The 19,928-nt window shown below is 69.5% G+C and carries 22 protein-coding genes; 12 read left to right on the plus strand and 10 right to left on the minus strand.

Going from position 1 to position 19,928, the window contains the following annotated elements; all coding sequences use genetic code 11:
• Positions 1-51 precede the first annotated feature (51 nt).
• Both PV679_RS25565 and PV679_RS25570 read right to left on the minus strand, forming a co-directional pair.
• Positions 52-654, minus strand: coding sequence for an NADPH-dependent F420 reductase (locus tag PV679_RS25565; protein ID WP_319682738.1), 603 nt, complete (start codon positions 652-654; stop codon positions 52-54).
• 56 nt (positions 655-710) lie between these two features.
• Complete coding sequence (locus PV679_RS25570; protein WP_319682739.1) at positions 711-1,718, minus strand: zinc-binding dehydrogenase; 1,008 nt, start codon at positions 1,716-1,718, stop codon at positions 711-713.
• Positions 1,719-1,818: 100 nt separating this feature from the next.
• On the opposite strand from PV679_RS25570, the gene PV679_RS25575 reads away from it, so the two are divergent.
• Positions 1,819-2,427 carry a TetR/AcrR family transcriptional regulator gene (locus PV679_RS25575; protein WP_319682740.1) on the plus strand — a complete coding sequence of 203 codons (609 nt, stop codon included), beginning with the start codon at positions 1,819-1,821 and terminating at the stop codon, positions 2,425-2,427.
• A gap of 62 nt (positions 2,428-2,489) precedes the next feature.
• Here PV679_RS25575 and PV679_RS25580 read toward each other — a convergent pair whose 3' ends face one another.
• Entirely contained in the window at positions 2,490-3,269 is a 780-nt protein-coding gene (locus PV679_RS25580) for a TetR/AcrR family transcriptional regulator (RefSeq protein ID WP_319682741.1), read from the minus strand.
• A gap of 86 nt (positions 3,270-3,355) precedes the next feature.
• On the opposite strand from PV679_RS25580, the gene PV679_RS25585 reads away from it, so the two are divergent.
• Positions 3,356-4,465 carry a DNA alkylation repair protein gene (locus PV679_RS25585; protein WP_319682742.1) on the plus strand — a complete coding sequence of 370 codons (1,110 nt, stop codon included), beginning with the start codon at positions 3,356-3,358 and terminating at the stop codon, positions 4,463-4,465.
• Positions 4,466-4,534: 69 nt separating this feature from the next.
• Here PV679_RS25585 and PV679_RS25590 read toward each other — a convergent pair whose 3' ends face one another.
• On the minus strand, positions 4,535-4,867 hold the full coding sequence (locus PV679_RS25590; protein ID WP_319682743.1) for a nuclear transport factor 2 family protein: 333 nt from the start codon (positions 4,865-4,867) through the stop codon (positions 4,535-4,537).
• A gap of 166 nt (positions 4,868-5,033) precedes the next feature.
• Here PV679_RS25590 and PV679_RS25595 point away from each other — a divergent pair, with 166 nt between their 5' ends.
• Both PV679_RS25595 and PV679_RS25600 read left to right on the plus strand, forming a co-directional pair.
• Positions 5,034-5,822 (plus strand): SDR family oxidoreductase, encoded by a 789-nt coding sequence (locus tag PV679_RS25595; protein WP_319682744.1) that lies wholly within the window; start codon positions 5,034-5,036, stop codon positions 5,820-5,822.
• A gap of 157 nt (positions 5,823-5,979) precedes the next feature.
• A complete protein-coding gene (locus PV679_RS25600) occupies positions 5,980-6,357 on the plus strand; it encodes a TetR family transcriptional regulator C-terminal domain-containing protein (RefSeq protein WP_319682745.1) in 378 nt (125 codons plus the stop codon).
• Positions 6,358-6,851: 494 nt separating this feature from the next.
• On the opposite strand, the gene PV679_RS25605 is transcribed toward PV679_RS25600, so the two are convergent.
• Entirely contained in the window at positions 6,852-8,309 is a 1,458-nt protein-coding gene (locus PV679_RS25605; RefSeq protein ID WP_319682746.1) for a M28 family metallopeptidase, read from the minus strand.
• Positions 8,310-8,545: 236 nt separating this feature from the next.
• Between PV679_RS25605 and nhaA the strand changes: the two genes are divergently transcribed.
• Positions 8,546-10,375 carry a Na+/H+ antiporter NhaA gene (gene nhaA / locus PV679_RS25610; protein ID WP_319682782.1) on the plus strand — a complete coding sequence of 610 codons (1,830 nt, stop codon included), beginning with the start codon at positions 8,546-8,548 and terminating at the stop codon, positions 10,373-10,375.
• A gap of 219 nt (positions 10,376-10,594) precedes the next feature.
• Here the strand turns inward: nhaA and PV679_RS25615 are convergent, their stop codons facing one another.
• Both PV679_RS25615 and PV679_RS25620 read right to left on the minus strand, forming a co-directional pair.
• A complete protein-coding gene (locus PV679_RS25615) occupies positions 10,595-10,804 on the minus strand; it encodes an STAS domain-containing protein (RefSeq protein WP_319682747.1) in 210 nt (69 codons plus the stop codon).
• Between the two features lie 105 nt (positions 10,805-10,909).
• Positions 10,910-11,323, minus strand: a complete 414-nt coding sequence (locus tag PV679_RS25620; protein WP_319682748.1) for an ATP-binding protein — start codon at positions 11,321-11,323, stop codon at positions 10,910-10,912.
• Between the two features lie 455 nt (positions 11,324-11,778).
• On the opposite strand from PV679_RS25620, the gene PV679_RS25625 reads away from it, so the two are divergent.
• From PV679_RS25625 to PV679_RS25640, 4 genes are all read left to right on the plus strand, one after another.
• The gene (locus PV679_RS25625; RefSeq protein WP_319682783.1) at positions 11,779-12,924 is read left to right on the plus strand and encodes a PP2C family protein-serine/threonine phosphatase; all 1,146 of its coding nucleotides are present in this window, start codon (positions 11,779-11,781) and stop codon (positions 12,922-12,924) included.
• On the plus strand, positions 12,921-14,642 hold the full coding sequence (locus PV679_RS25630; RefSeq protein WP_319682749.1) for a sensor histidine kinase: 1,722 nt from the start codon (positions 12,921-12,923) through the stop codon (positions 14,640-14,642). The genes PV679_RS25625 and PV679_RS25630 overlap by 4 nt, the downstream gene beginning before the upstream one ends.
• Entirely contained in the window at positions 14,639-15,082 is a 444-nt protein-coding gene (locus PV679_RS25635) for a response regulator (protein ID WP_319682750.1), read from the plus strand. Before PV679_RS25630 ends, PV679_RS25635 begins: the two co-directional genes overlap by 4 nt.
• Positions 15,083-15,184: 102 nt before the next feature.
• Positions 15,185-15,655, plus strand: a complete 471-nt coding sequence (locus PV679_RS25640) for an ATP-binding protein (protein ID WP_319682751.1) — start codon at positions 15,185-15,187, stop codon at positions 15,653-15,655.
• Between the two features lie 134 nt (positions 15,656-15,789).
• On the opposite strand, the gene PV679_RS25645 is transcribed toward PV679_RS25640, so the two are convergent.
• Entirely contained in the window at positions 15,790-16,941 is a 1,152-nt protein-coding gene (locus PV679_RS25645; protein ID WP_416069801.1) for a PP2C family protein-serine/threonine phosphatase, read from the minus strand.
• A 96-nt stretch (positions 16,942-17,037) separates the two neighbouring features.
• Here PV679_RS25645 and PV679_RS25650 point away from each other — a divergent pair, with 96 nt between their 5' ends.
• Positions 17,038-17,553, plus strand: a complete 516-nt coding sequence (locus PV679_RS25650; RefSeq protein WP_319682753.1) for a MarR family winged helix-turn-helix transcriptional regulator — start codon at positions 17,038-17,040, stop codon at positions 17,551-17,553.
• A 232-nt stretch (positions 17,554-17,785) separates the two neighbouring features.
• Positions 17,786-18,169 carry an STAS domain-containing protein gene (locus tag PV679_RS25655; protein WP_319682784.1) on the plus strand — a complete coding sequence of 128 codons (384 nt, stop codon included), beginning with the start codon at positions 17,786-17,788 and terminating at the stop codon, positions 18,167-18,169.
• On the opposite strand, the gene PV679_RS25660 is transcribed toward PV679_RS25655, so the two are convergent.
• Positions 18,107-18,658 (minus strand): MarR family winged helix-turn-helix transcriptional regulator, encoded by a 552-nt coding sequence (locus PV679_RS25660; RefSeq protein ID WP_319682754.1) that lies wholly within the window; start codon positions 18,656-18,658, stop codon positions 18,107-18,109. The two genes, PV679_RS25655 and PV679_RS25660, sit on opposite strands and share 63 nt — an antisense overlap.
• A 313-nt stretch (positions 18,659-18,971) precedes the next feature.
• Positions 18,972-19,226 carry a DUF5133 domain-containing protein gene (locus PV679_RS25665; protein ID WP_319682785.1) on the minus strand — a complete coding sequence of 85 codons (255 nt, stop codon included), beginning with the start codon at positions 19,224-19,226 and terminating at the stop codon, positions 18,972-18,974.
• 323 nt (positions 19,227-19,549) lie between these two features.
• Here PV679_RS25665 and PV679_RS25670 point away from each other — a divergent pair, with 323 nt between their 5' ends.
• Positions 19,550-19,873, plus strand: a complete 324-nt coding sequence (locus tag PV679_RS25670; protein WP_319682786.1) for an ATP-binding protein — start codon at positions 19,550-19,552, stop codon at positions 19,871-19,873.
• Positions 19,874-19,928 lie beyond the last annotated feature (55 nt).

The following is a 19,928-nucleotide window of genomic DNA, read 5'->3' on the forward strand; positions in this document are numbered from 1 at the left end:
GGTCTTCCTTGTACGGGACGGATGTCGGCGAGCGGAAACGCGGAGCGGAGGTCAGTCCTGTCTGAGGGCATGCAGGCCCGAGAGCGGCCCGCCCAGTTGCATGAGCCGGCCGCCGTCACGCAGGCCACCGACATCGACGGGAGCGAATCCGAAACCGGCGGTCAGTTCTCCGACGATGTCCTTGGCGGCGGCGTCCTCACCGGCGAGGAACAGGATCTGCCGACCCGCGTCGTGGCGCGGATCGGCGGCGATGTACTGGCCGTAGAGCGTGTTGAACGCCTTGACGACGCGGGCCCCGGGCAGCAGCGAGGCGATGTACTCGCTGCCGGTCAGCTCGCCCAGGTCGGCGATCTCGGCATGGGGCGGCAGCGAGGTGAACTGGTTGGTGGCGTCGATGACGATACGGCCGTCGAAGGCCGGCAGACCCGCCACCGCGTCCGGCACCTGGGTCCAGTTCACGGCGAGCAGTACGAGTTCCGCGGCTGCCGCCTCTTCGGCCGTGCCCGCACTGGCGAGTGGACCGAGGCCCTCGACAAGTCCGGCCAGGGAGGCTGGGCCGCGGCGGTTGCTCAGCACGACCTCGTGGCCGTGCCCGATCGCGTGCCGGGCGACGGCTTGGGCGACGATTCCCGCGCCGAGGGTTCCGATCTTCATGACACGTGCCTTTCGTGGTGCCGCGGGAACTCTTGTGGTGCGGCGGTGAGCGGGGTTCAGGAAGCCGGGCTGGTGAGAAGGACGGTTCCGTTTTTGCCGGGACGGCGTGCGTGGGTGATGGCCTCGGCGTAGTCGGCGAGGTCGTAGGTCCCGGCGACCTCGAACAGATCCGGGTCGGTCTCGGCGAGACGGGTGGCGAAGGCGACATCCTCGGCGCGCTCCTCGGCGGTGCGGGTCAGCCACCGGCCCACCGAGACGCCGCGTACGGTCAGCTCCCGAGACGTCAGCGCCAGCGATTCCAGCGCGGTGCTGCCGGATCCGAGTGCGCCGTAGCTGATCAGCGTGGCGCCGTCGGCCAGCAGCGCCACCAGATCGCCGGTGAGTGAGCCGCCGACCGCGTCCAGTACGGTCCCGGCGCCCCGGCCGCCGGTGGCGTCCCGGACCTGGCTCCGCCAGTCGGCATCAGCGGTGGAGATCACCGGCAGCTCGGGGAAGCGATTGCGCAACGCCTGCTTGCCGGCGCTGCCGCGCACCAGGTTGACCAGCGGGAAGCCGTGCCGCAGCGCGGCGGCGCCGACCAGCTTGCCTATCGAAGAACCGGCGGCCGTCTGCACGATCGGCCCGGCATCGCCGTGCCGGCTGTCCTCGACCGCCCGTAGCAGTGTGAGAAGCGTGAGGGGATTGACGAGCATGAGCGCCGCTGTCTCATCGCCGACTCCGTCCGGAACCGGGACGACCAGCCCGGCCGGCGCTGTGACGAACTCACTCCACGCGCCCGGCACCGGAAAGAACGCCACCCGCAGCCCGGGCCGCAGTTCTCCGGCGCCGTCGCCGACGGCCTCGATGACGCCCATGCCTTCCAGCCCGGGGCTCCGCGGCGAGGCAAACCGCTGCCCGGTGACGCCCGGGACCCCCTCCACACCGAGCAGGTCACCGGGATGGACCGGCCGCGACAGCACGCGGACCAGCACCTGGCCCGCGGCGGGCGCCGGCGGCTCGGACAGCTCGCGCAGGCTCAGGACCCGTACGGCTTCTCCCTGTCGTTCATGGGTGATGGCGCGCATGGCGGGCCTCATCTCGTGGAAGTATTAATGACGGTCATCATTGGAACTGCCCACTATGATGAGGTCCAACATTGAAAAAGGTCAAGCCGGGAGGACGGTCATGCCGCGGATCACCAAGGAAGACAAGGCGCGCAACCGGCAGAACATCGTCGAGGCCGCCGGCCGCATGTTCCGCTCCCAGGGCATCGACGCCGTGGGAATCGCGGACCTGATGAAGGCGGCCGGCCTGACCCACGGCGGCTTCTACAACCACTTTCAGTCCAAGAACGCGCTGGCCGTCGAGGTGTGCAACGCCTCCTTCGCCGCCTCGCTCGGCCTGCTGGCCCAGACGGTCAACGAGGGCCCCAACACGGGCGGTTCACCGCTTGAGCGCGTCGTCGCCGACTATCTGTCCACCGTCCATCGCGATGCCGAGGACGGCGGCTGCCCGTCCGCCTCCCTCGTCACCGACGCGGGACGGCAGAGCGAGGACGTACAGACCGCGTACGCCGAGGGCGTCGAGGGCTATCTCACCGGCTTCTCCGCGGAGATCATCCGGGAAGCGGAGGAGAAGGGAGAGCGGATCGATCCGGGCGAGGCGCGCCGACGGGCCGTCCGGCTGCTGAGCGAGATGGTGGGCTCGATGACGCTGGCCCGTGCCGTACGGCGGGTCGAGCCCGCGCTGTCCGACGAAATCCTGCGGACCAGCCGCGACGGCGTCCTCGGCTGAGCGGCTCGCGCGGTCCGGAGCGGGCCTGGGGCCCATCCCGCGCGGGAGCCGAAGACCAGGCGCTACGACATACCGCCGAGCCGGTCCAGCCACTCGCGCAGCAGGATCGCCTCGCCATCGCTGAGCGCCGACGACGGTTCGCTCGCGAGAGCCGTGGACAGCGCCACCGCCAGCGTGCCGATGCCGGGTGCCGCGTCCGTGCCCGCCTGACCGCCTTCATCGAGGGGCCGGTCCTCGCCGGTGAGATGGCTCTCGTCGATGAGGTCACGCAGCAGTGCGTCGCGCACGCGCCGTGACATCGGAGCGTCGGCCGTGGCGCCGGGCCGCGCGATCAGACTCAGGGTGACACCGACATTCGCCGCGGCGATCTCCTGTGCCGCCTCGGCCGGATCGACACGCAGGCCACCGGCCCGGGCCACTCTGGTGAGCAGCTCCAGCAGCATCGCCTCGGCCTGCCCGGTCAGTGTGCAGGGCACGCCCTGCTGGATCTGCCCGTAGAGCAGCACATAGAACGAAGGATGCTCAAGCCCGAAGCGGACATGGTCGTCCCAGCCGTGACGGATCCGCGCCACCGGATCGTCCCCGCCGCCGCCCGGGCGCTCTTCGTTTCTGGCCTCGACGTACTGTGTGAAGCCGTAGTTGACGACGGCGTCGAGCAGGCCCTGCTTGCTGCCGAAGTGGTGGTACAGAGTCGGCGCCTGGACTCCGGCGCGTTCACAGATGGCCCGAGTGGAGACACTTCCGCCGCCGGAAGCATGCATGAGTTCGGCGGCGGCCAGCAGAAGCCGGTCCCGGGTGACGCCGGACTTGGACGATGCTTTTTCTACGACGGGATGAGCCACGCCGTAAGGATAGCGCTACATAAGCTACAGTGAGCGCTGTAGCGTGCCGGGCCCGCCGGGTCCGCGGTGACCCGACAGGAACGCGTATGCCCACCGCCGACGAACTTCTCGGGCGCGGTGTCGCCCTGCGACTCATCGAGACGGTCGGCCGGGCCGCTCCCGGCCGCGAGCTGCGGTCGCTGAACGACGCGGCCGACGCCCTCGAAGGACTCAGTCTGCGGGAGCGCAGCGATCTCCTGGCCGATGCCCTGCTCAAGGACCTGCCCGAGGACTACTGGGCGCTGGACCGGATCTTCCGGTCCGCCCTCGACGACGAACTCTTCACCGGCTGGCTGATCTGGCCGGTCACGGAGGCTTCCGTCCGGGCCGCCCTCAGCGACGGCAGCACCACCACGTCGTTCGACGGTGCGCTCGACCTGCTCGCCGACCTCACACCGCGCCTGACGGGAGAGTTCGCCATCCGGCGCCTGCTGGAGACGGATCTGCCGCGAGCCCTCCCGCGCGTCCGCGCCTGGACCCGGCACACCGACGCTCATGTCCGTCGTCTCGCCAGCGAGGGGACGCGGCCGCATCTGCCGTGGGCGAAGAAGGTCAAGGCGATCCTCGCGGCGCCGGAGAGCACGATTCCGATCCTCGACGCTCTCTACCGGGACTCCAGCGAGTATGTGCGGCGCTCCGTCGCCAACCATCTCAATGACATCAGCCGGAACGAACCGGACCTGGTCGTCGCCACCGCCGCCCGGTGGCTGGAAAACCCGGACGCGCACACGCAATGGGTGGTGCGGCACGGTCTGCGCACGCTGGTCAAGCGAGCGCATCCGGGAGCCCTCGCGCTTCAGGGCTATCTGCCCGCACCGCTGGTGACGGTCACCGGCCCGGTCCTGGCCATGACCACCGTGGCGGTGGGCGAAGAACTCGCCTTCGAGGTCACTCTCACCAACACCGGCGCGGAAGCGGCCGCGCTGGCCGTCGACTATCTGGTCCATCACATGAAAGCCAACGGCGCTCTCCGTCCCAAGGTCTTCAAGCTCGCCACCCGCACTCTGGAGCCGGGACAGAGCGTCACGATCGCGCGTCGCCACTCCTTCAAGAAGATCAGCACGCGGACCTATTACGCCGGTGAGCACGCCATAGAGATCCAGGTCAACGGCAGCGTGGCCGGTCGCAGCCCGTTTCGGCTCGTCCTGGACGCCTGATCCTCCCGGCGCGTACGCGGAAGCGCGGTATCCGGTGCCGCGCCCGGAATCGCGCTCCACGCCGAGCCGTCAGGGAGCGATCTCAAGTTTCTTGATGAGCCCGTCCAGCAGGATGAAGCGGTACGTCAGATTCGCCGTACCGCCCGGGAAATTGCCTTCGAGACGGGCTCGGACGATATGGCCGTCCGGGCCGGCGGGCTCTGAGCTCAGCACCTCGACGGTGTACTCGTAAGCGGCGGCGGCGCCTTCCCGCCACTGACGGATCTCGGCGTGTCCTGTGTACGTACGGTCCTCGTCGGTCACCTCGGCATCCTGGCTGAAACAGCTCAGAAGAGCGTCCGAGTCGCGTTCCCTGTCGGCCTTCATATAGCCGGCGACGGCATCCGGGAGTTCGTTCGTCATGGTGTATGTCCATTCTCTGTTTTCAGGGCCACATGCGCGTGTCCGTATTGCGCAAGCACTTCGTTACAGTCGCTACATTCAGAACTGTAGCAAGTGTGGCAGTGTGGAGGGACGCGAGCGGCCGTCCTGGGCCGCCCGCATCCCTTCACACGTAACGGACAGGTCGATGTACACACCTCTGAACGAGTCCCTGACGGGCAAGCGAGCCCTGGTCACCGGCGGCACCAAGGGCATGGGCGCGGCAATCGCGCAGCGCCTGGCGCACGGCGGAGCCACCGTCCTGGTGAGCGCGCGCTCGCTGCCGGACGGCTGTCCGGCACCGGAGCTGTTCGTCCAGGCGGACGTGAGCACCGCCGAAGGCACGAGCAGGCTCGCGGCCCAGGCGCTGGAGCGGCTGGGCGGTGTGGATGTCCTGGTCAACAATGTCGGTGGCTCGGACGCGCCCTCCGGCGGATTCGCGGTGCTCGGCGACGAGGAGTGGGACAAGGCGCTGAGCGCGAATCTGCTGGCCGCCGTGCGGCTGGACCGCGCGCTGCTCCCGTCCATGATCGCGGCGGGCTCCGGCGCCGTCGTGCACATCTCGTCCATTCAGCGGCGCATGCCGCTGTACGAGGCCACGCTGGCCTACGCCGCCGCCAAGGCGGCTCTGACGACCTACAGCAAGGGGCTGTCCAACGAGGTCGCTCCGCGCGGTGTCCGGGTCAACGCCGTCTCACCCGGGTTCATCCGGACCAAGGCCGCGGACGCGCTTGTCGACCGCCTGGCCGAGGGGTCGGACACGGACCGCGAGGGGGCACTGAAGATCCTCATGGACTCTCTCGGTGGTATCCCGCTCGGCCGGCCCGGTCTGCCCGAGGAGGTCGCCGAACTGGTGGCGTTCCTCGTCTCCGACCGCGCGGCCTCCATTGTCGGCGTCGACTACGTCATCGACGGAGGCACCGTCAGCACGGTCTGAGCCGCTGCTCGGCGGTTCGATGACATGCCCTTTTTGGCGCCGGCGCCGGGCCTGCGGCACCGCGCGACCCGAACAGCGACGACGAGACGGACGACGTAGAGGAGATGCTCTTGCCAGCGCCTTCACACAGGACCGCGCCGACGCCTGGTTCGTGCGCATGCGCCGGGTCACCGACCAGGTCGACGACCCGCGCGAGAAGCTCCTCGCGATCTTCACGGCCGTCATCGAGGAGACCGTACAGCCCACCTTCCGCGGCTGCCCCATGCTCAACACCCATACCGAGTTCCCCGATCCGCAGCACCCCGCGAACCGTGTGGCGGTCACCCACGAGCAGCGGGTCCGCCAATTCATGCGTGACTTGGCGGCCGACGCCTGCGCGTCCGACCCCGAGCAGCTCGCCGACGATCTGGTCCTCGTCCTCAACGGTGTCTACGTCACCGCCACCGTCCTCGGCCCCGAGGGTCCCGCCCAGCGCACCGGTGAGCTCGCCCGTCGCCTCATCTGGACTGCCTGCGACGAACCTGGCCGCTCCTGAATCCGGCACCGTGCCTGACCGGCCGGGCGTCGCAGGGGTTGTCGGGGTCGATGCCCTGGTGGCGTGCCAGGGTGAACAGGACGCGCTCCATGCCGTCCGGGCGCTGGGCTGCTCGCCCGGGGCGCCGCCGGCGTCGGCCAGGGAGTCGATGTCGGAGAACGCGGTGTGCTGCTGCCGAGCCGGCTCTGAGGTCGTGACCGCATCGCCCTGCGCATCCACGACGGCACCTTCTCCGCGATAAACCTCACCGCCCGCCACCCGCGCACCGGAGAGTTGCTGTCCACCGTGACGTTCATGGCGCAGACCGTCGACGGCGCCCAGGACCTCCCAGCCGTCCCGGCCCGGCGCGAGGCCCGCCGCGAGTACGAGAACCGCGTCAGCACCCTCGCTCCAACCGGATCGTGATCCGAGTCAGCGGCTACCGCTGATTTCCGTCCGGATACTCCCCGAGGGCCGAAACACGGCGCGGGCGGGAGCCGTTTCCGGAACAGCGCTCAGCGCTGCGGTACCGGGAAGGACACCGGGCCGCGCAGGCCGGCCCGGTTCACCGCGCGGACGCCGAAGAAGACATTGTCCTTGGACAGGTCCACGGTGTGGCTCGTCGTGTCATCCGCCTTGATCACATGCGTCCACTCCGGCGCGGTCGTCTCGCGCCACACCACCTCGTGGCCGGCCAGACCTGGATCCGTACCGGGTTCCCACACCAGCTCGGTGGAGTTGGTCAGTGAGCTGGTGACGATCTTCACTCCGCGCGGCGCGGCCGGTGCCTGGGCCAGGGTCCACAGGGCCGCGCCGTTCACCCGGGCCACGCGGGCGATGTAACCGAAGTCGCAGAACTCGGGCAGGTCACCGTACTGCTGCCCGTCCTCCACCCGTACGTCCTGGTGCTGGTGGGCGAAGTCCTCGGTCGGCTCGGTGAAGCGGGCCGCGGCGTAACCGCGTTCGAGGAACGGGATGTGGTCGCCGCCGCGCAGATAGCGGTCCCGGCGGTAGACCACGCGGACGTTCATCCCGGTCGCGTCGTTGTCCGCGACGTCACGGACGAACCGCGCGAGCTGCCGGGTCGGCGAGTCGTTCTCGCCGCCGACCGAGCGGCGGGTGTCGGCCTGCTGCGGTGTCTCGGAGGTGGGCACTCCCTCGGCGAAGAGACGCACGCTGTACGGGTCGCGCGTGCCGTCGTCCGCCCTGGGACTGCCGACGATGTCATTGGTGAACATGGCCTGGACGTCCGCGCCCGCGGCCTTGAACCGCTCCGCCATATGGGTGGACCCGTACAGACCCTGCTCCTCACCGGCGACGGCGGCGAAGACGATGGTCGCGGCGGGACGTCGCTTCGCCATCACCCGGGCCAGTTCCATCGCCACCGCGACTCCGGAGGCGTCGTCGTCGGCGCCCGGTGCGTCGCTGACCGCGTCCATGACATCGGTGGCACGCGAGTCGTAGTGGCCGGAGACGACATGGACACGGTCGGGATCGACGGAACCGCGGAGTGTCGCGATGACATTGGTGATCCGTGTCGCCACCGGGATCCGCGAGGCGGGCTCCTGCACATACGACTGGAGCTCGACGGTCATCCGGCCGCCGGAAGCCGCGGCGTACCGCTTCAGCTCGGCGTGGATCCAGTCCCGGGCGGCGCCGATGCCGCGCTCCGGATCGTCCTGGGTGGACAGCGTGTGCCGGGTCCCGAACGCGGCGAGCCGGCGCACGGTCGCTTCGATCCGGTCGCGGTCGATCTCCTTGAGCAGTTCCCGCAGCTCCCGGCCGGGCGACTGGGCGGTGGCGGGACCGTCTCCGGACTTCCGCCCGGTGGAGGCGGTCGCGGAGGCCGCCTGGGCCACCGACGGCACGCTCACCACAGCGGTCGCGGCGGCGGCCGACAGGACAGTTCTTCGGGGCGTCCCTGCGGGGTGCTGCGGCATGGCGAGTCCCTTCCACGGCTGCGTCAGTGACATGGCGCTCCATAGTCATGGACAGATCAATGGCTCGCAAGGTCGCCCCACGGGCCACGCCTGCCCCGGCCCACCCGGACATGGCGGGAAGCCTCGACCACCTCCTCGGCGTTCAACTCGACTGACACCGTTCCCGGGGCGCCCTCCGGCACATAACACCTGATCCGAAGGACAATGACGACGTGACCGTGCCACCGGCGATCCCGAGCCTCTCCGGCCAGACCTCCTGCGGCGACGACATGCGGACCCCGCTGCGCGATTTCCTGCGTACGGAGACAGGCAGCGCCGCCGTCCTGCTGGTCGCGGCCCTGGCCGCGCTCGTCTGGGCCAACGCGGGTCCGGGGTCATACGCGTCGTTCTGGCACACGGAGCTCGCCGTCCGTATCGGTTCCACCGGTGTCTCGCTGGGCCTGCGCGAGTGGGTGAACAGCGGACTGATGACCCTGTTCTTCCTGGTCGTCGGCCTGGAGGCGCGCCGCGAGTTCGACATGGGCGAACTGCGCGAACGGAAGCGGGTCGCGCTTCCGCTGCTCGCGGGCATCAGCGGCATGGCCGTTCCCGTCGCGATCTATCTCGCCATCAACGCGGGCCACGACTCGGTGCACGGCTGGGGCGTCGCCATGTCGACGGACACCGCGTTCGCCCTGGGCATCCTCGCCCTCTTCGGGAAACGTCTGCCGAGGGGCCTGCGCGTCTTCATCCTCACCGTCGCCGTCGTCGACGATTTCGTCGCGCTCGGCGTGATCGCGATCGCGTATAGCGGACATGTCAATGTCGTCGCGCTGGTGGTGGCCCTGTGTATCTTCGTGGTGATCCTGCTGGTCAGGGCCGTCGGTGTGCGCAGGGGAGTGGTGTACGGGCTGCTCGCCGTGGCCGCCTGGGTCGCCCTGCTGAAGTCGGGGGTGGATCCGGTCGTCACCGGCCTCGCGATGGGGCTGATGACCTACGCCTATCCGGCGTCACGCAGCGATCTGGAGCGGGCGAGTGGTCTGTTCCGGCTCTTCCGCGAGCAGCCCACACCGGAGCTGGAACGCGATGTGCGGCTCGGGCTCGCCTCGGCGATCTCCCCGAACGCGCGGCTGCTGCGGATGTACCACCCGTGGACGAGCTATGTGATCGTGCCGGTGTTCGCTCTCGCCAACGCGGGCATCACCATGAGCGCCGACCAGCTCGGCCGGGCCTTCACCTCGCCGATCACGCTCGGCATCCTGTTCGGTTATCTGGTGGGCAAGCCCGTGGGCATCACCGGTGCCTCGCTGCTGACCACCTGGCTGAGCCACGGACGACTGCGCCCGCCGGTCGGCTGGGGAGCCACCGTGGCCGGCGGCACGATCGCCGGCGTCGGCTTCACGGTCTCGCTGCTGATCGCCACCCTCGCCTTCAGCGGCAGCGACCTGGAGCAGGCGAAGATCGGCATTCTCGCCGCCGTGATCTGTTCCTTCGCCGCCACCTGGCTGGTCACCGGGGTCATCGGAGCACTGCCGCGGCGCCGGCGCGCACGCGCCCTGCTCGGCACCTCCGAGTCCATCGTCGATCTGGCCGTACCCGTCGATCCGGACCGCGATCATGTACGAGGTCCGCTGAACGCGCCGGTGACGGTCGTCGAGTACGGCGACTTCGAGTGCCCGTACTGCGGGCTGGCGGAGCCCGTGATCCGTGAGCTTCTCGCCGGCGCCGGGGACATCCGGTACGTCTGGCGCCATCTGCCGCTCAACGACGTCCATCCGAACGCGCAGCTCGCGGCCGAGGCGGCCGAGGCCGCGGCTCTGCAGGGCCGCTACTGGGAGATGCACGATCTCCTGCTCGCCCACCAGGGCGACCTGCGGCCCGCCGATCTGCTCCGCTACGCCGAACAGATCGGGCTGGACACCGACCGCTTCCGCAGGGATCTGCGGGCCCACGCGGGAGCCGACCGGGTCGCCGAGGATGTCGAGTCCGCCGATATGAGCGGCGTGTCGGGCACGCCGACCTTCTTCGTCAACGGACGGCGGCACCACGGCGCGTACGACATTGACGGTCTCTCCGCCGCCGCGCGAGCCGCCCGCGAACGATCCGTCATGATCGCCTGATCCGCTGCCGGCGCGCCGCGGTGAACCTGCCCGGTCCGTGTCCTCCTACCGCACTGAGATGCGGGAAAGCGCCCGGCCGTGCCGGTCACATCGAGCAGCCGCCGCACCGACGGCCGCGGCGGGCCGACAAGGCGCGGCTCGTACCGCCGCGCCGCGGACAGCGGCAGATACAGGACCGTCGAATCCGCGAAAGTCATCCGCGAAAGTCATCCGCGAAAGTCATCCGCGAAAGTCATCCGCGAAAGTCATCCGGGACAGGTCGATGACGACACGCCTGGCGCCGAGCCGTCCCGCGTCGCGGATCGCGAGCTCTGTCCCGGGCGCGACATCGAGGTCCACTTCGCCCGTCAGAGTCACGACGTACGCATCGCCGACGGGGTGAGGTGTCACGACGGCGTGGTCCGGTGCCTGAGCATGGTCGGGACTCATGGCGCCACAGCACGCCATGTACGGAGGCCGTCGCTGGAGTGATCACTTGGCGATCGGCAGTCGTATCGAAACGGTCAGGGACCGGTCAGTCGGGCGAAGGGCCGGTCAATGACGGATCAGTGCTGTGATGACCTTGCCGCCGCTCTCCAGCGGGAGCACCGTGACCTCGGCCAGTTGACGCACCAGAGGCCAGCCGTAGCCGCCGGGCAGCCAGTCGGCACCGTGTTCCTTGTGCCGGGGCAGCCGCGGACTCGCGTCGCGCACCATGATCTCGACCGCTCCCGTACGGGCGGAGATCCGGAAAGCCGTCACACCGTCGGCATGGCGAATGGCGTTTGTCACAAGCTCCGACACGACCAGCAGCACATCGACCGCGGTGCGTTCGGGCACCGTCGGCTCGTGAAGCTCCAGAAAGGAGCGCGTCAGCGCACGGGCACCGGCCGTGTCCGCCGGGCGTGCCTCAAGCCACGAAGGTGGTCCTGTGACGGCGTTGTCCGCTCCGTCGTCGACCGTTGTCATCCCCGCACCCCCATACGCGGCTGTGGATTCATGCCGGTGAACTCGTGCCGTGCTTGTGCCCGGTGTCACATGCTTGTTCCCCCTCCGTCACGCGGTGAACGCGCCCGCGTGGCCCTGGGCCCGGCGGAGAGCATCGCATGTTTCTCCCGCTCGTGAACCGGAGTACCTGAACCAGTGTGCGCGGATATACCGTTCCGTCCGGCCGGTTTGCCACAAGTACACCCCTGGGGAGCGTTCTCGCACCGTGAGCGGAATGACGCTCGGGTTGTCGCATATGCTTCCGGCCGATACGACGCCGGGCGGCCCGGCGCCGCCGGGTGAGGGGGTGGAGTGTGGTCGAGTTGCCCGTAGGCCTCTCATCGCGTCCCGTGCGGGGCGCTCACAGCGCCGGGGCCGTGCCGTCGCAGGACGTTCCCGCGGCCGTACGGGACTCCCTGTGGTCGCTCGACGCGGTCATGCTGCTGGTCGAGGACGACTCCGGCGACGCGCTCCTCGTCGAGGAGATGCTGCTGGACAGCGACCTGGACGCGCCGCTCACCTGGTGCAAGACCCTGGCCGAGGCGCAGCGGTTCCTCGCCACCTGCACCACGCCGGTCTGTGTGCTGCTCGACCTCCATCTGCCGGACGTGCACGGTGTTGACGCCGTCACCCGGATCGTCGGCGGCGCTCCCGGCGCCGCCATCGTGGTCCTCACCGGTTTGGCCGAAGGCGAGGCCGGACTCTCGGCGGTGGCCACCGGTGCGCAGGACTATCTCGTCAAGGGACGGTTCGACCCGGAATCACTGAGCAGAGCGGTCCGCTACGCCCTCCAGCGCAAGCAGGTCGAACAGGCCACCGCCGCACTGCGCGCCAATGAGCTGATGGCTCAGGAGAACGCCCGGCTGGAACGTGGCCTGCTGCCCGTTCCGCTGCTGCGCGGCGACGAATTCGAGGCGATCGCCCGCTATGAGCCGGGCCGTGCCCACGGCCTGCTGAGCGGCGACTTCTACGACGTCGTACAGACCGCGGACGGCACGGTGCACGCCGTGATAGGCGATGTCTCGGGACACGGCGCCGCGGAGGCGGCCCTCGGCGTCTGTCTGCGGGTCGCCTGGCGCACCGCCGTGCTGTGCGGGACCGCGCCGCTGGAGCAGGTCAGGCTCCTGGAGGAGATCCTGGTCGCCGAGCGCTCCGACCAGCATGTGTTCGCGACGGTGAGCTCTCTCGTCTTTCCGCCCGGCGGCCGGGAGGTGCGGGTCGTCCGCGCCGGTCATCCGGGACTGCTCGTACGGCACGGCTCCGAGGTCGGCTGGGAAGAGCCAGAGGTGGGCATGGCCCTCGGCCTGTTGCCCGGCATGGGACGCTGGACGGAGACCGAGCTGCCGCTGCCACCCGGAGGTCATGTGGTGCTCTTCACCGACGGCCTCTTCGAAGGGCGTACGGGCCCTTCGACCCGGCTCGGTGAGGACGGGCTCCTCAGAGTGGCCAGAAAGTACGGCGCACTGCCCGCGAGCGCGTTCATCGACGCGCTGGTCGAGGAGGCCACCGAGGGAGCCGCTCCCTACGGCGGCCTCGCGGACGACGTCGCCGTACTCCATCTCGGCTGGGGCGGCGCACCATGACCACCGACAGCGGGACGCGAACGGAGAACGCGACGAGTACCGGTACGGAGAACGCGACGCGCGCCGAGCGGCCTCTCCGTCGCGCGCTGGTGTGGCAGACGACTCAGGCCCGGCTCTCGGTGCAGGGCTGGGTGCAGCTCATCCTCGCCGCACTGGTGCTGGTGGTGTGCTGCTGCACCGTCGTCGGCGGTGTACTGCTGTCGCAGACGAACGACCGCACCACGGAACTCGTCGACCGCATCCAGCCGGCCCGTTCCAATGTCTTCCAGCTCCAGAAGTCCCTGCTCGACCAGGAGACCGGCGTGCGCGGATTCGCGCTCACCGCCGACCCGTCGTTCCTCGCGCCCTACGCGCAGGGCCGCGAGGACGAGCAGCGGATCACCCGCCGTATCAGCGGCATCGTGTCGTACGACCCCGAGGCCGTGGACGACCTCGCCCGCATCACGCGCGCCGCCGAGGAATGGCGCCGTGACCAGGCGGAGCCGCTGATCGCGTCCGTACGGACACGGGGCGCGGAAGCGGCCTCCGCCGACCGGCTGACCCAGAGCAAGGTCAAGTTCGACGAGGTGCGCGAACTGTTCGCGGCCCAGCAGAGCCATCTCGACGCCGCCCGGGACCGGGCGCGCGCCCAGCTCAATGAGTCCCGTGACCTGCGCGACCTCGTGCTGATCGTGATCCTCTGCGTCTTCGCCGTCGCGGTGGTGTGCCTCGCGGTTGTGCTGCACCGGATGGTCGGTCGGCCGCTGAACGCGCTGCGCGCCGCGTCCGACGGCGTACGCGCCGGAGCGTTCGACCGGCGTATCGAGACGGCCGGGCCCTCCGACGTGCGTGCCGTCGGCGCGGCCGTGGAGGACATGCGCCGGCGCCTCGCCGACGAACTCGCGGCCACCCAGTCGCGGGAGGCGCTTCTCGCGGAACAGACCGAGGAACTGCGCCGCTCGAACTCCGAGCTGGAGCAGTTCGCGTACGTGGCCTCGCACGACCTTCAGGAGCCGCTGCGCAAGGTCGCCTCCTTCTGCCAGCTTCTGGAGAAGCGTTACGGCGACCAGTTGGACAGCCGCGGTAAGCAGTACATCGATTTCGCCGTCGACGGCGCCAAGCGCATGCAGATCCTGATCAACGATCTGCTCACTTTCTCCCGGGTCGGGCGGGTGCACGACGCCGTGCAGACCGTCGAGCTGGACCGCGTCCTGGACAGTGCCCTGGGCAACCTCGCCCTGGTCATCGAGGAGTCCGGCGTCACCGTCGTACGGCCGGACCCGCTGCCGACCGTCACCGGCGATCCGACCACGCTCGCCATGCTCTGGCAGAACCTCGTCGGTAACGCGGTCAAGTTCCGCAGGCCCGACGAACCCGGCCGGATCGTCATCGGCCGCACCCGCGAAGGCGACGAGTGGCATCTCACCGTCACGGACAACGGCATCGGAGTCGCGCCCGAGTTCGCCGAGCGGGTCTTCATCATCTTCCAGCGGCTGCACGCCCGGGACGAGTACGAAGGAACCGGGATCGGTCTGGCGCTGTGCCGCAAGATCGTAGAATTCCACGGCGGCAGGATCTGGCTGGAGCCGGTGCCGGAAGGCGGCACGCGAATTCACTTCACCCTGCCCGTCAGCGGCGCTCCCGCCGCGACCGACGGTCCCGGCACCGCCACTGCCGACGTCTCGCCGGAAGACGGCCCACCGACCACTACGCCCATTCCGCCGGGAGCCGCCCAGTGACCAGTCCCGCGCGCGCCATCGAGGTCCTGCTTGTCGAGGACGACGCCGGCGACGAGCTGATGACCCGTGAAGCCTTCGCGGAAAACAAGATCCGCAACACCCTCCATGTGGTGCGCGACGGAGAGGCAGCCCTCGACTTCCTGTACCAGCGCGGTGCCCACGGAGACGCTCCCCGGCCCGATCTCATCCTGCTCGACCTCAATCTGCCCAAGTACGACGGGCGCCAGGTCCTGGAGCAGATCAAGACCGATCCCGAGCTGTCGCTGATCCCCGTCGTCGTACTCACCACGTCCTCGGCGGAGGAGGACATCCTCCGCAGCTACAAGCTGCACGCGAACGCGTATGTGACCAAGCCGGTCGACCTCGACCAGTTCATCGCGGCCGTCCGCCAGATCGACGAGTTCTTCGTCACCGTGGTCCGGCTTCCGGGACAGACGTGACCGCCTTCACGGAACCGGTCCGCATACCGTCGGCGTGTGAGGGCATAAAGGGATCCGAGAAGGGGGTCCCCGATCGCCCTCACCGGCGCGGGGCAGGAGCGTATGAACGAACAGACCATTAACGGCCCGGCCTTCGCGTCCATCGCGCCGGAATCCGTACAGCCGCTGCGCCGCGCCGCCGAATTCAGCGGGGAGCCGGGCTGCGCGGCCGAGGCCCGGCTGCTCGCGGTGAGGTTTCTGCAGCAGCTTGAGGCCGAGTGGTTCGCCGCGCTCGGCGACCGTACGACCGGCGATCTGCTGCTGGTCGTCAGCGAACTGGTCACCAACGCCGAGCGGCACAGCCACGGCCCGTATCTGCTGGAGCTGGAGGGCACCGACCGGCAGGTGACCGTCACCGTGTACGACAGCAGCTCGACCCTCCCGCGCCGCTACGCGCGGGACCCGGGGCGCCTGGGCGGTCACGGCCTGGAGATCGTCCACGCGCTGAGCGACCGGCTCACCGCCGAGCGGGTCCCGGTCGGCAAGCGGGTACAGGCCGCGTTCGACCTGGGGCGCCACCGGGCCGGAGTCTGATTCCGGCGCCTCCCGGCGCGGCGGCGCATGGCCCCGCCACCGGACCGGCACGGGGCCGACGAGCCCGGGCAGCGCCGCCCGAGGGCTGCGGTCAGGACAGGACGGCCCGACTCGGTGAGGCCGCCCGGCCGTCCTCAGTCCTCCTCTCTGCCGAACCAGTCCAGGCACAGGACCAGAGCGTCGTCGGTGGACTCGGCGTCGCGGTAGGCCGCCAGCTCGCGGAGCAGCGCGCGCGGCACCATGGCGGCGGGCAGCAGACTTGTCGAGCTGATCGCACGGGCCAGCGCACGGTCTCCGTACACCTCGCCCTGCGGCGAGACCGCCGCGTACACCCCGTCGCTGACGAAGACCAGCCGGTCGCCCGGCAGGACATGGAACGTCTGCGCCACATAGTCCGACTCCTCGAACATGCCGAGCGGAAGCTGCGCGTCCAGATCGATGCGTTCGACGGTCTTGTCCCGCTGCCGCCAGAGCTGTGGCGATCCGGCGTCCACCGCTTCCACCTTGCCGGTGGCCAGGTCGAACCGGAGCAGCAGCGTCGAGACATAGGACGCGCCCCGGTGCTGTTCGTACAGGGCCTGGTCCGCCAGCGCGGCCTGGTCGGCGATACCGATCCCGGCCCGGCGGGCGTTGCGCAGGGCGTTGACGGCGAGATTGGTGAGCAGGGACGCCTGGATGCCCTCGCCCATACCGTTGGTCACCGCGAGCGTCAGCTCGTCGGCGTCCGACGCCCAGTCGAAATTGTCGCCGTGGATCGCGTAGGCGGGTTCGAGCTGGGCACCGACGGCGTACTCCTGCGCGGTGCAGGCCCGCGCGGGAAGCAGCTCCCACTGCATCTCGGCCGCCAGGGTCAGCCGGTTCACTCTGCGGGCGCGCTGGTAGAGATCGGTGTCCCGCTCGGCCACCAGGATCTCGTGACCGAGCAGTTCGGCCACCTGCGTCAGATCCTCGACCGTGTCCGGGGTGGAGCGGTCGCCGGGCAGCCGGACCGTGAGAATGCCGAGCCGCTCGCCGCGGACGGTGACCGGCAGATGATGGTCCACCGCGTCCCGGTGCCTGACCTGCTGTTCATGCCGCTCCTGGCTGCCGAAGGCCCGGCCCTCCGGGGTGTTGTGCAGCGACAGGGCCTCGGCCGGGTGGGTGGACGTGTCGACGGGCTGGAGCACCGTGAGCCCGTAGTCGGCCAGGTAGAGCTGTACGGATGCCGCGCCGTACGACGTGGCGAGCCGGCCCCGCAGCGTGTCCACCAGGGCATGCGGCGCCGCTGTACGGACCGCTCTTTCCACATCCGAGAGTAGAGTCACTGTCGTTCTGGCCTTCTTCTTCCAGGGTCGGGTCCGTCTGGGCTGACAAAGGCCCGTGCCGGATGAAAGAGTGGATCGATGTCCCGCTTCACCGGTAAGCCGCACCAACGCGAGCAGGTTGCCGAGGCCGCCTGCGCCGCCTCGGAACTGCTTGAGGTGCTGTGGGGGCGTGGCCAGGAGGCTGCGCCTTCCGGGCCGGTCTCGCCTTCCCAACTACGGGCCCTTCTTGTCATCGAAAAACATGAGGGTGCGAATCTGCGGACGCTCGGAGAGGTCCTGGGCTCGCGTCCCTCCTCGTTGAGCAGGCTCTGCGACCGGATGGAAGCCATGGGGCTCGTGGTCCGCTCGCCCAGTCCGACCAGCCGCCGCGAGGTGGAGCTCCGGCTGAGCCGGCGCGGCCACCAGGTGCTGGACGAGTACCGCGCCTTCCGGAGCCGGGAGGTCGAGCTGGTGCTGGCGGAGATGGATCCGTCGGACATCGTCATGCTCGCGGAGGGGCTGACGGCGTTCCGGGCCGCGGCGACCCGGCGTCTCAGTGCCGTGGACAGCGCACGCGCCGAGTCCGAGCAGAGCCACGTGGCGGACAGCGCATAGCTTCATTCGGGCCCACTTCCTGGCATTGACACGTTACTCTCCGCGCAAGCTCATCGCGTGGAAGCAGTGAACAGATTGTTGCCCACCAGAGAATGTTGTCAAATGACAACTATCGCTTCTATCGTGGTGGCACCGTGTAGTGAGCCGTGGGGCCGGGCGGCACCGTCTTCCGTCCTCCTCCACCAGTCTCTGAAGGATCTCCGTGCAACCTCCCCACAGTGCAGGACAGGCCATGGCGATGGCGGCGAGACAGGACGGCGACGCGTTCGTTCTCGCTGTCAGCGGCGATCTCGATCTGGACAACATCGCTCCGCTCGCCACCGCGCTGGCCGAGGCCGGCGAGACCGTGCGGGGTCCGGTCGTCGTGGATCTGTCCGGTGTCAGCTTCGCCGACTCCACGACGGTGAATGTGCTCCTGCGCGCTCACGGCGCACTGGGCCCGAGACTGCGTCTCGCCGAGCTCTCCACCTTCGTCCAGAGGCTGTTCTCGGTCATCGGACTGGAGCACGCCCTCCCTGTGTACGGCTCCGTCGAGGAGGCTCTGACGGCCGGGTCACCGCCCGGTCCGGCCGGGTCGGGGCCACTCGCCGCCGGGGCCTCTGACGGCGGCGAGTGACCGCGTGAAGGACCGCAGTCCGGTGAGGAGACGGCGTTGGTCACCCGCCGGCATCCGGCGCATGACCTCGGTGATCTCCGCTGTCCGGCGGGCCCGGTAGTCCGTCAGCAGGGCCTCGCCCTCCGGGGTGAGCGCCAGCCCGATCTCCCGGCGGTCGGTGACCACGGAGTGGCGCTCCAGCATGCCCGCCGACTCCATGCCGCTGCACACCCGGCTGGCGCGCGGGAGTGGCAGCCGTACGGCCTTGGCCAGTCCCGTCAGATTGATCCCGGGGTGTGCCCGGATGATCAGCAGGACTCTCAGCCGGTGGGGAAGCAGCCGCGGGTCGACGGCGGCGGCGGCGTTCGCCGCGATCTCCGCGACGGCCTCCGCCGACACGGCGAGCTGTTCGGCGGCCTCGTGCAGTTTTTCGGCCGGCGTGGAGGAAGACGCCGCCGGTGCCGCCGAAGCCGCTGATGATCCCGACGCTTCGGCGCGATGGCCTTCCATGTGCCCATCCGTTCCGCGTGTGACAACGGGTCAGAGCACGGCCGGAGGAACTCCGTACGGAATGCCGGCCCGTCGGAGGAGCCGGATCCGGACGCGCTGTCTGCCCACTGCCATGCCCGCTCATCCGGATTTCACACGAAGGCGGTTCATCTCCACGGCGGTCGCGGCCGGGAAACGGACGGATGTCGGGCGACGGCCGGCCCGGCGTACTCCGGGCCGGGTCACTTCCACCGGCTCACCGCCGGATCCCGTCTCCAGGGCTCCGGCGAAGTCCTCGTCGCCTGCCGGGGCCGGCACATACCGTCGGGTGCCGTCACACGGTCAGCGTCACTGATTCGCCCGTGGTGACCGATGCGCCGGCCTGCTCGGCGAGCGCGCCGGCCAACTGCCGTTCCGCGACCGCGAGAGCGTCCTCGACGACGCGGGTGCCGGTCGAGACGCAGAGCGTGTAGGTGATGTCTTCGAGTCGCCTGCGCGTCTCGAAGCTGTCCGTTTCGGCGTGCAGGACCTGGAGGGCCTCGTACTGCTTGACAAGATTGCGCAGTATCGCGGGGTGAGCCATGAGCACGGGCATGCCTTCCTTCGTAGGCCGGGCTGTCGTGCTCGCGTCTGCCCGCGTACGTGAAGACCATGTGTATGTATTTCGGCCTTTCGTCACACCGCCGGGTGCAACGGCCCCGGTGGTGCGAGCCGGCCAACAACGCTCACCCGGAGACTCATGGGCACCGATCGCGGGGGTAAACGACCGCTGGAGACGGCCGCAAGACGAGTTCGACCGACGGGGTGAGCCCTATGCAGCATCCGCACGTGACCGGAAATCAGTCCCGGGCCGAGCGCCTGGACTTCGCCGAGTGTGACTGCCGGCCACAACTGGCCGCCGAGGCCCGGGACATGACCTACGGGTTTCTGGCCGGGCTCTGTCCCTCGCCCTCGGCGCACATGTCGCAGAATCTGATCCTGGTGGTCTCCGAACTGGTGACCAACTCTCTTCGGCACGCCGGTGAGGTCACCTCTTTGCGACTGCGTGCGGACCGCCTGAGCCTGCGGATAGCGGTGGACGACCCCAGTCCGGCGCTGCCACAGGACCGTACGCCGGATCTCACCGGCCGGACCGGCGGCTTCGGCTGGCCCATGATCCAACGGCTGGCCGAGAAGGTCACTGTCCGGCCCGGCCCGAACGGCGGCAAGACCATCCTGGCCGTTCTCGCGCGGTAGTGCGGATCCCGTACCGCGTTTTCGCTCTCCACGCTCCGCGCATCCTTCGGAAGAC

The sequence above is a fragment of the Streptomyces sp. AK02-01A genome (assembly GCF_033795305.1).
In the GTDB taxonomy this organism is placed as follows: Bacteria; Actinomycetota; Actinomycetes; order Streptomycetales; family Streptomycetaceae; genus Streptomyces.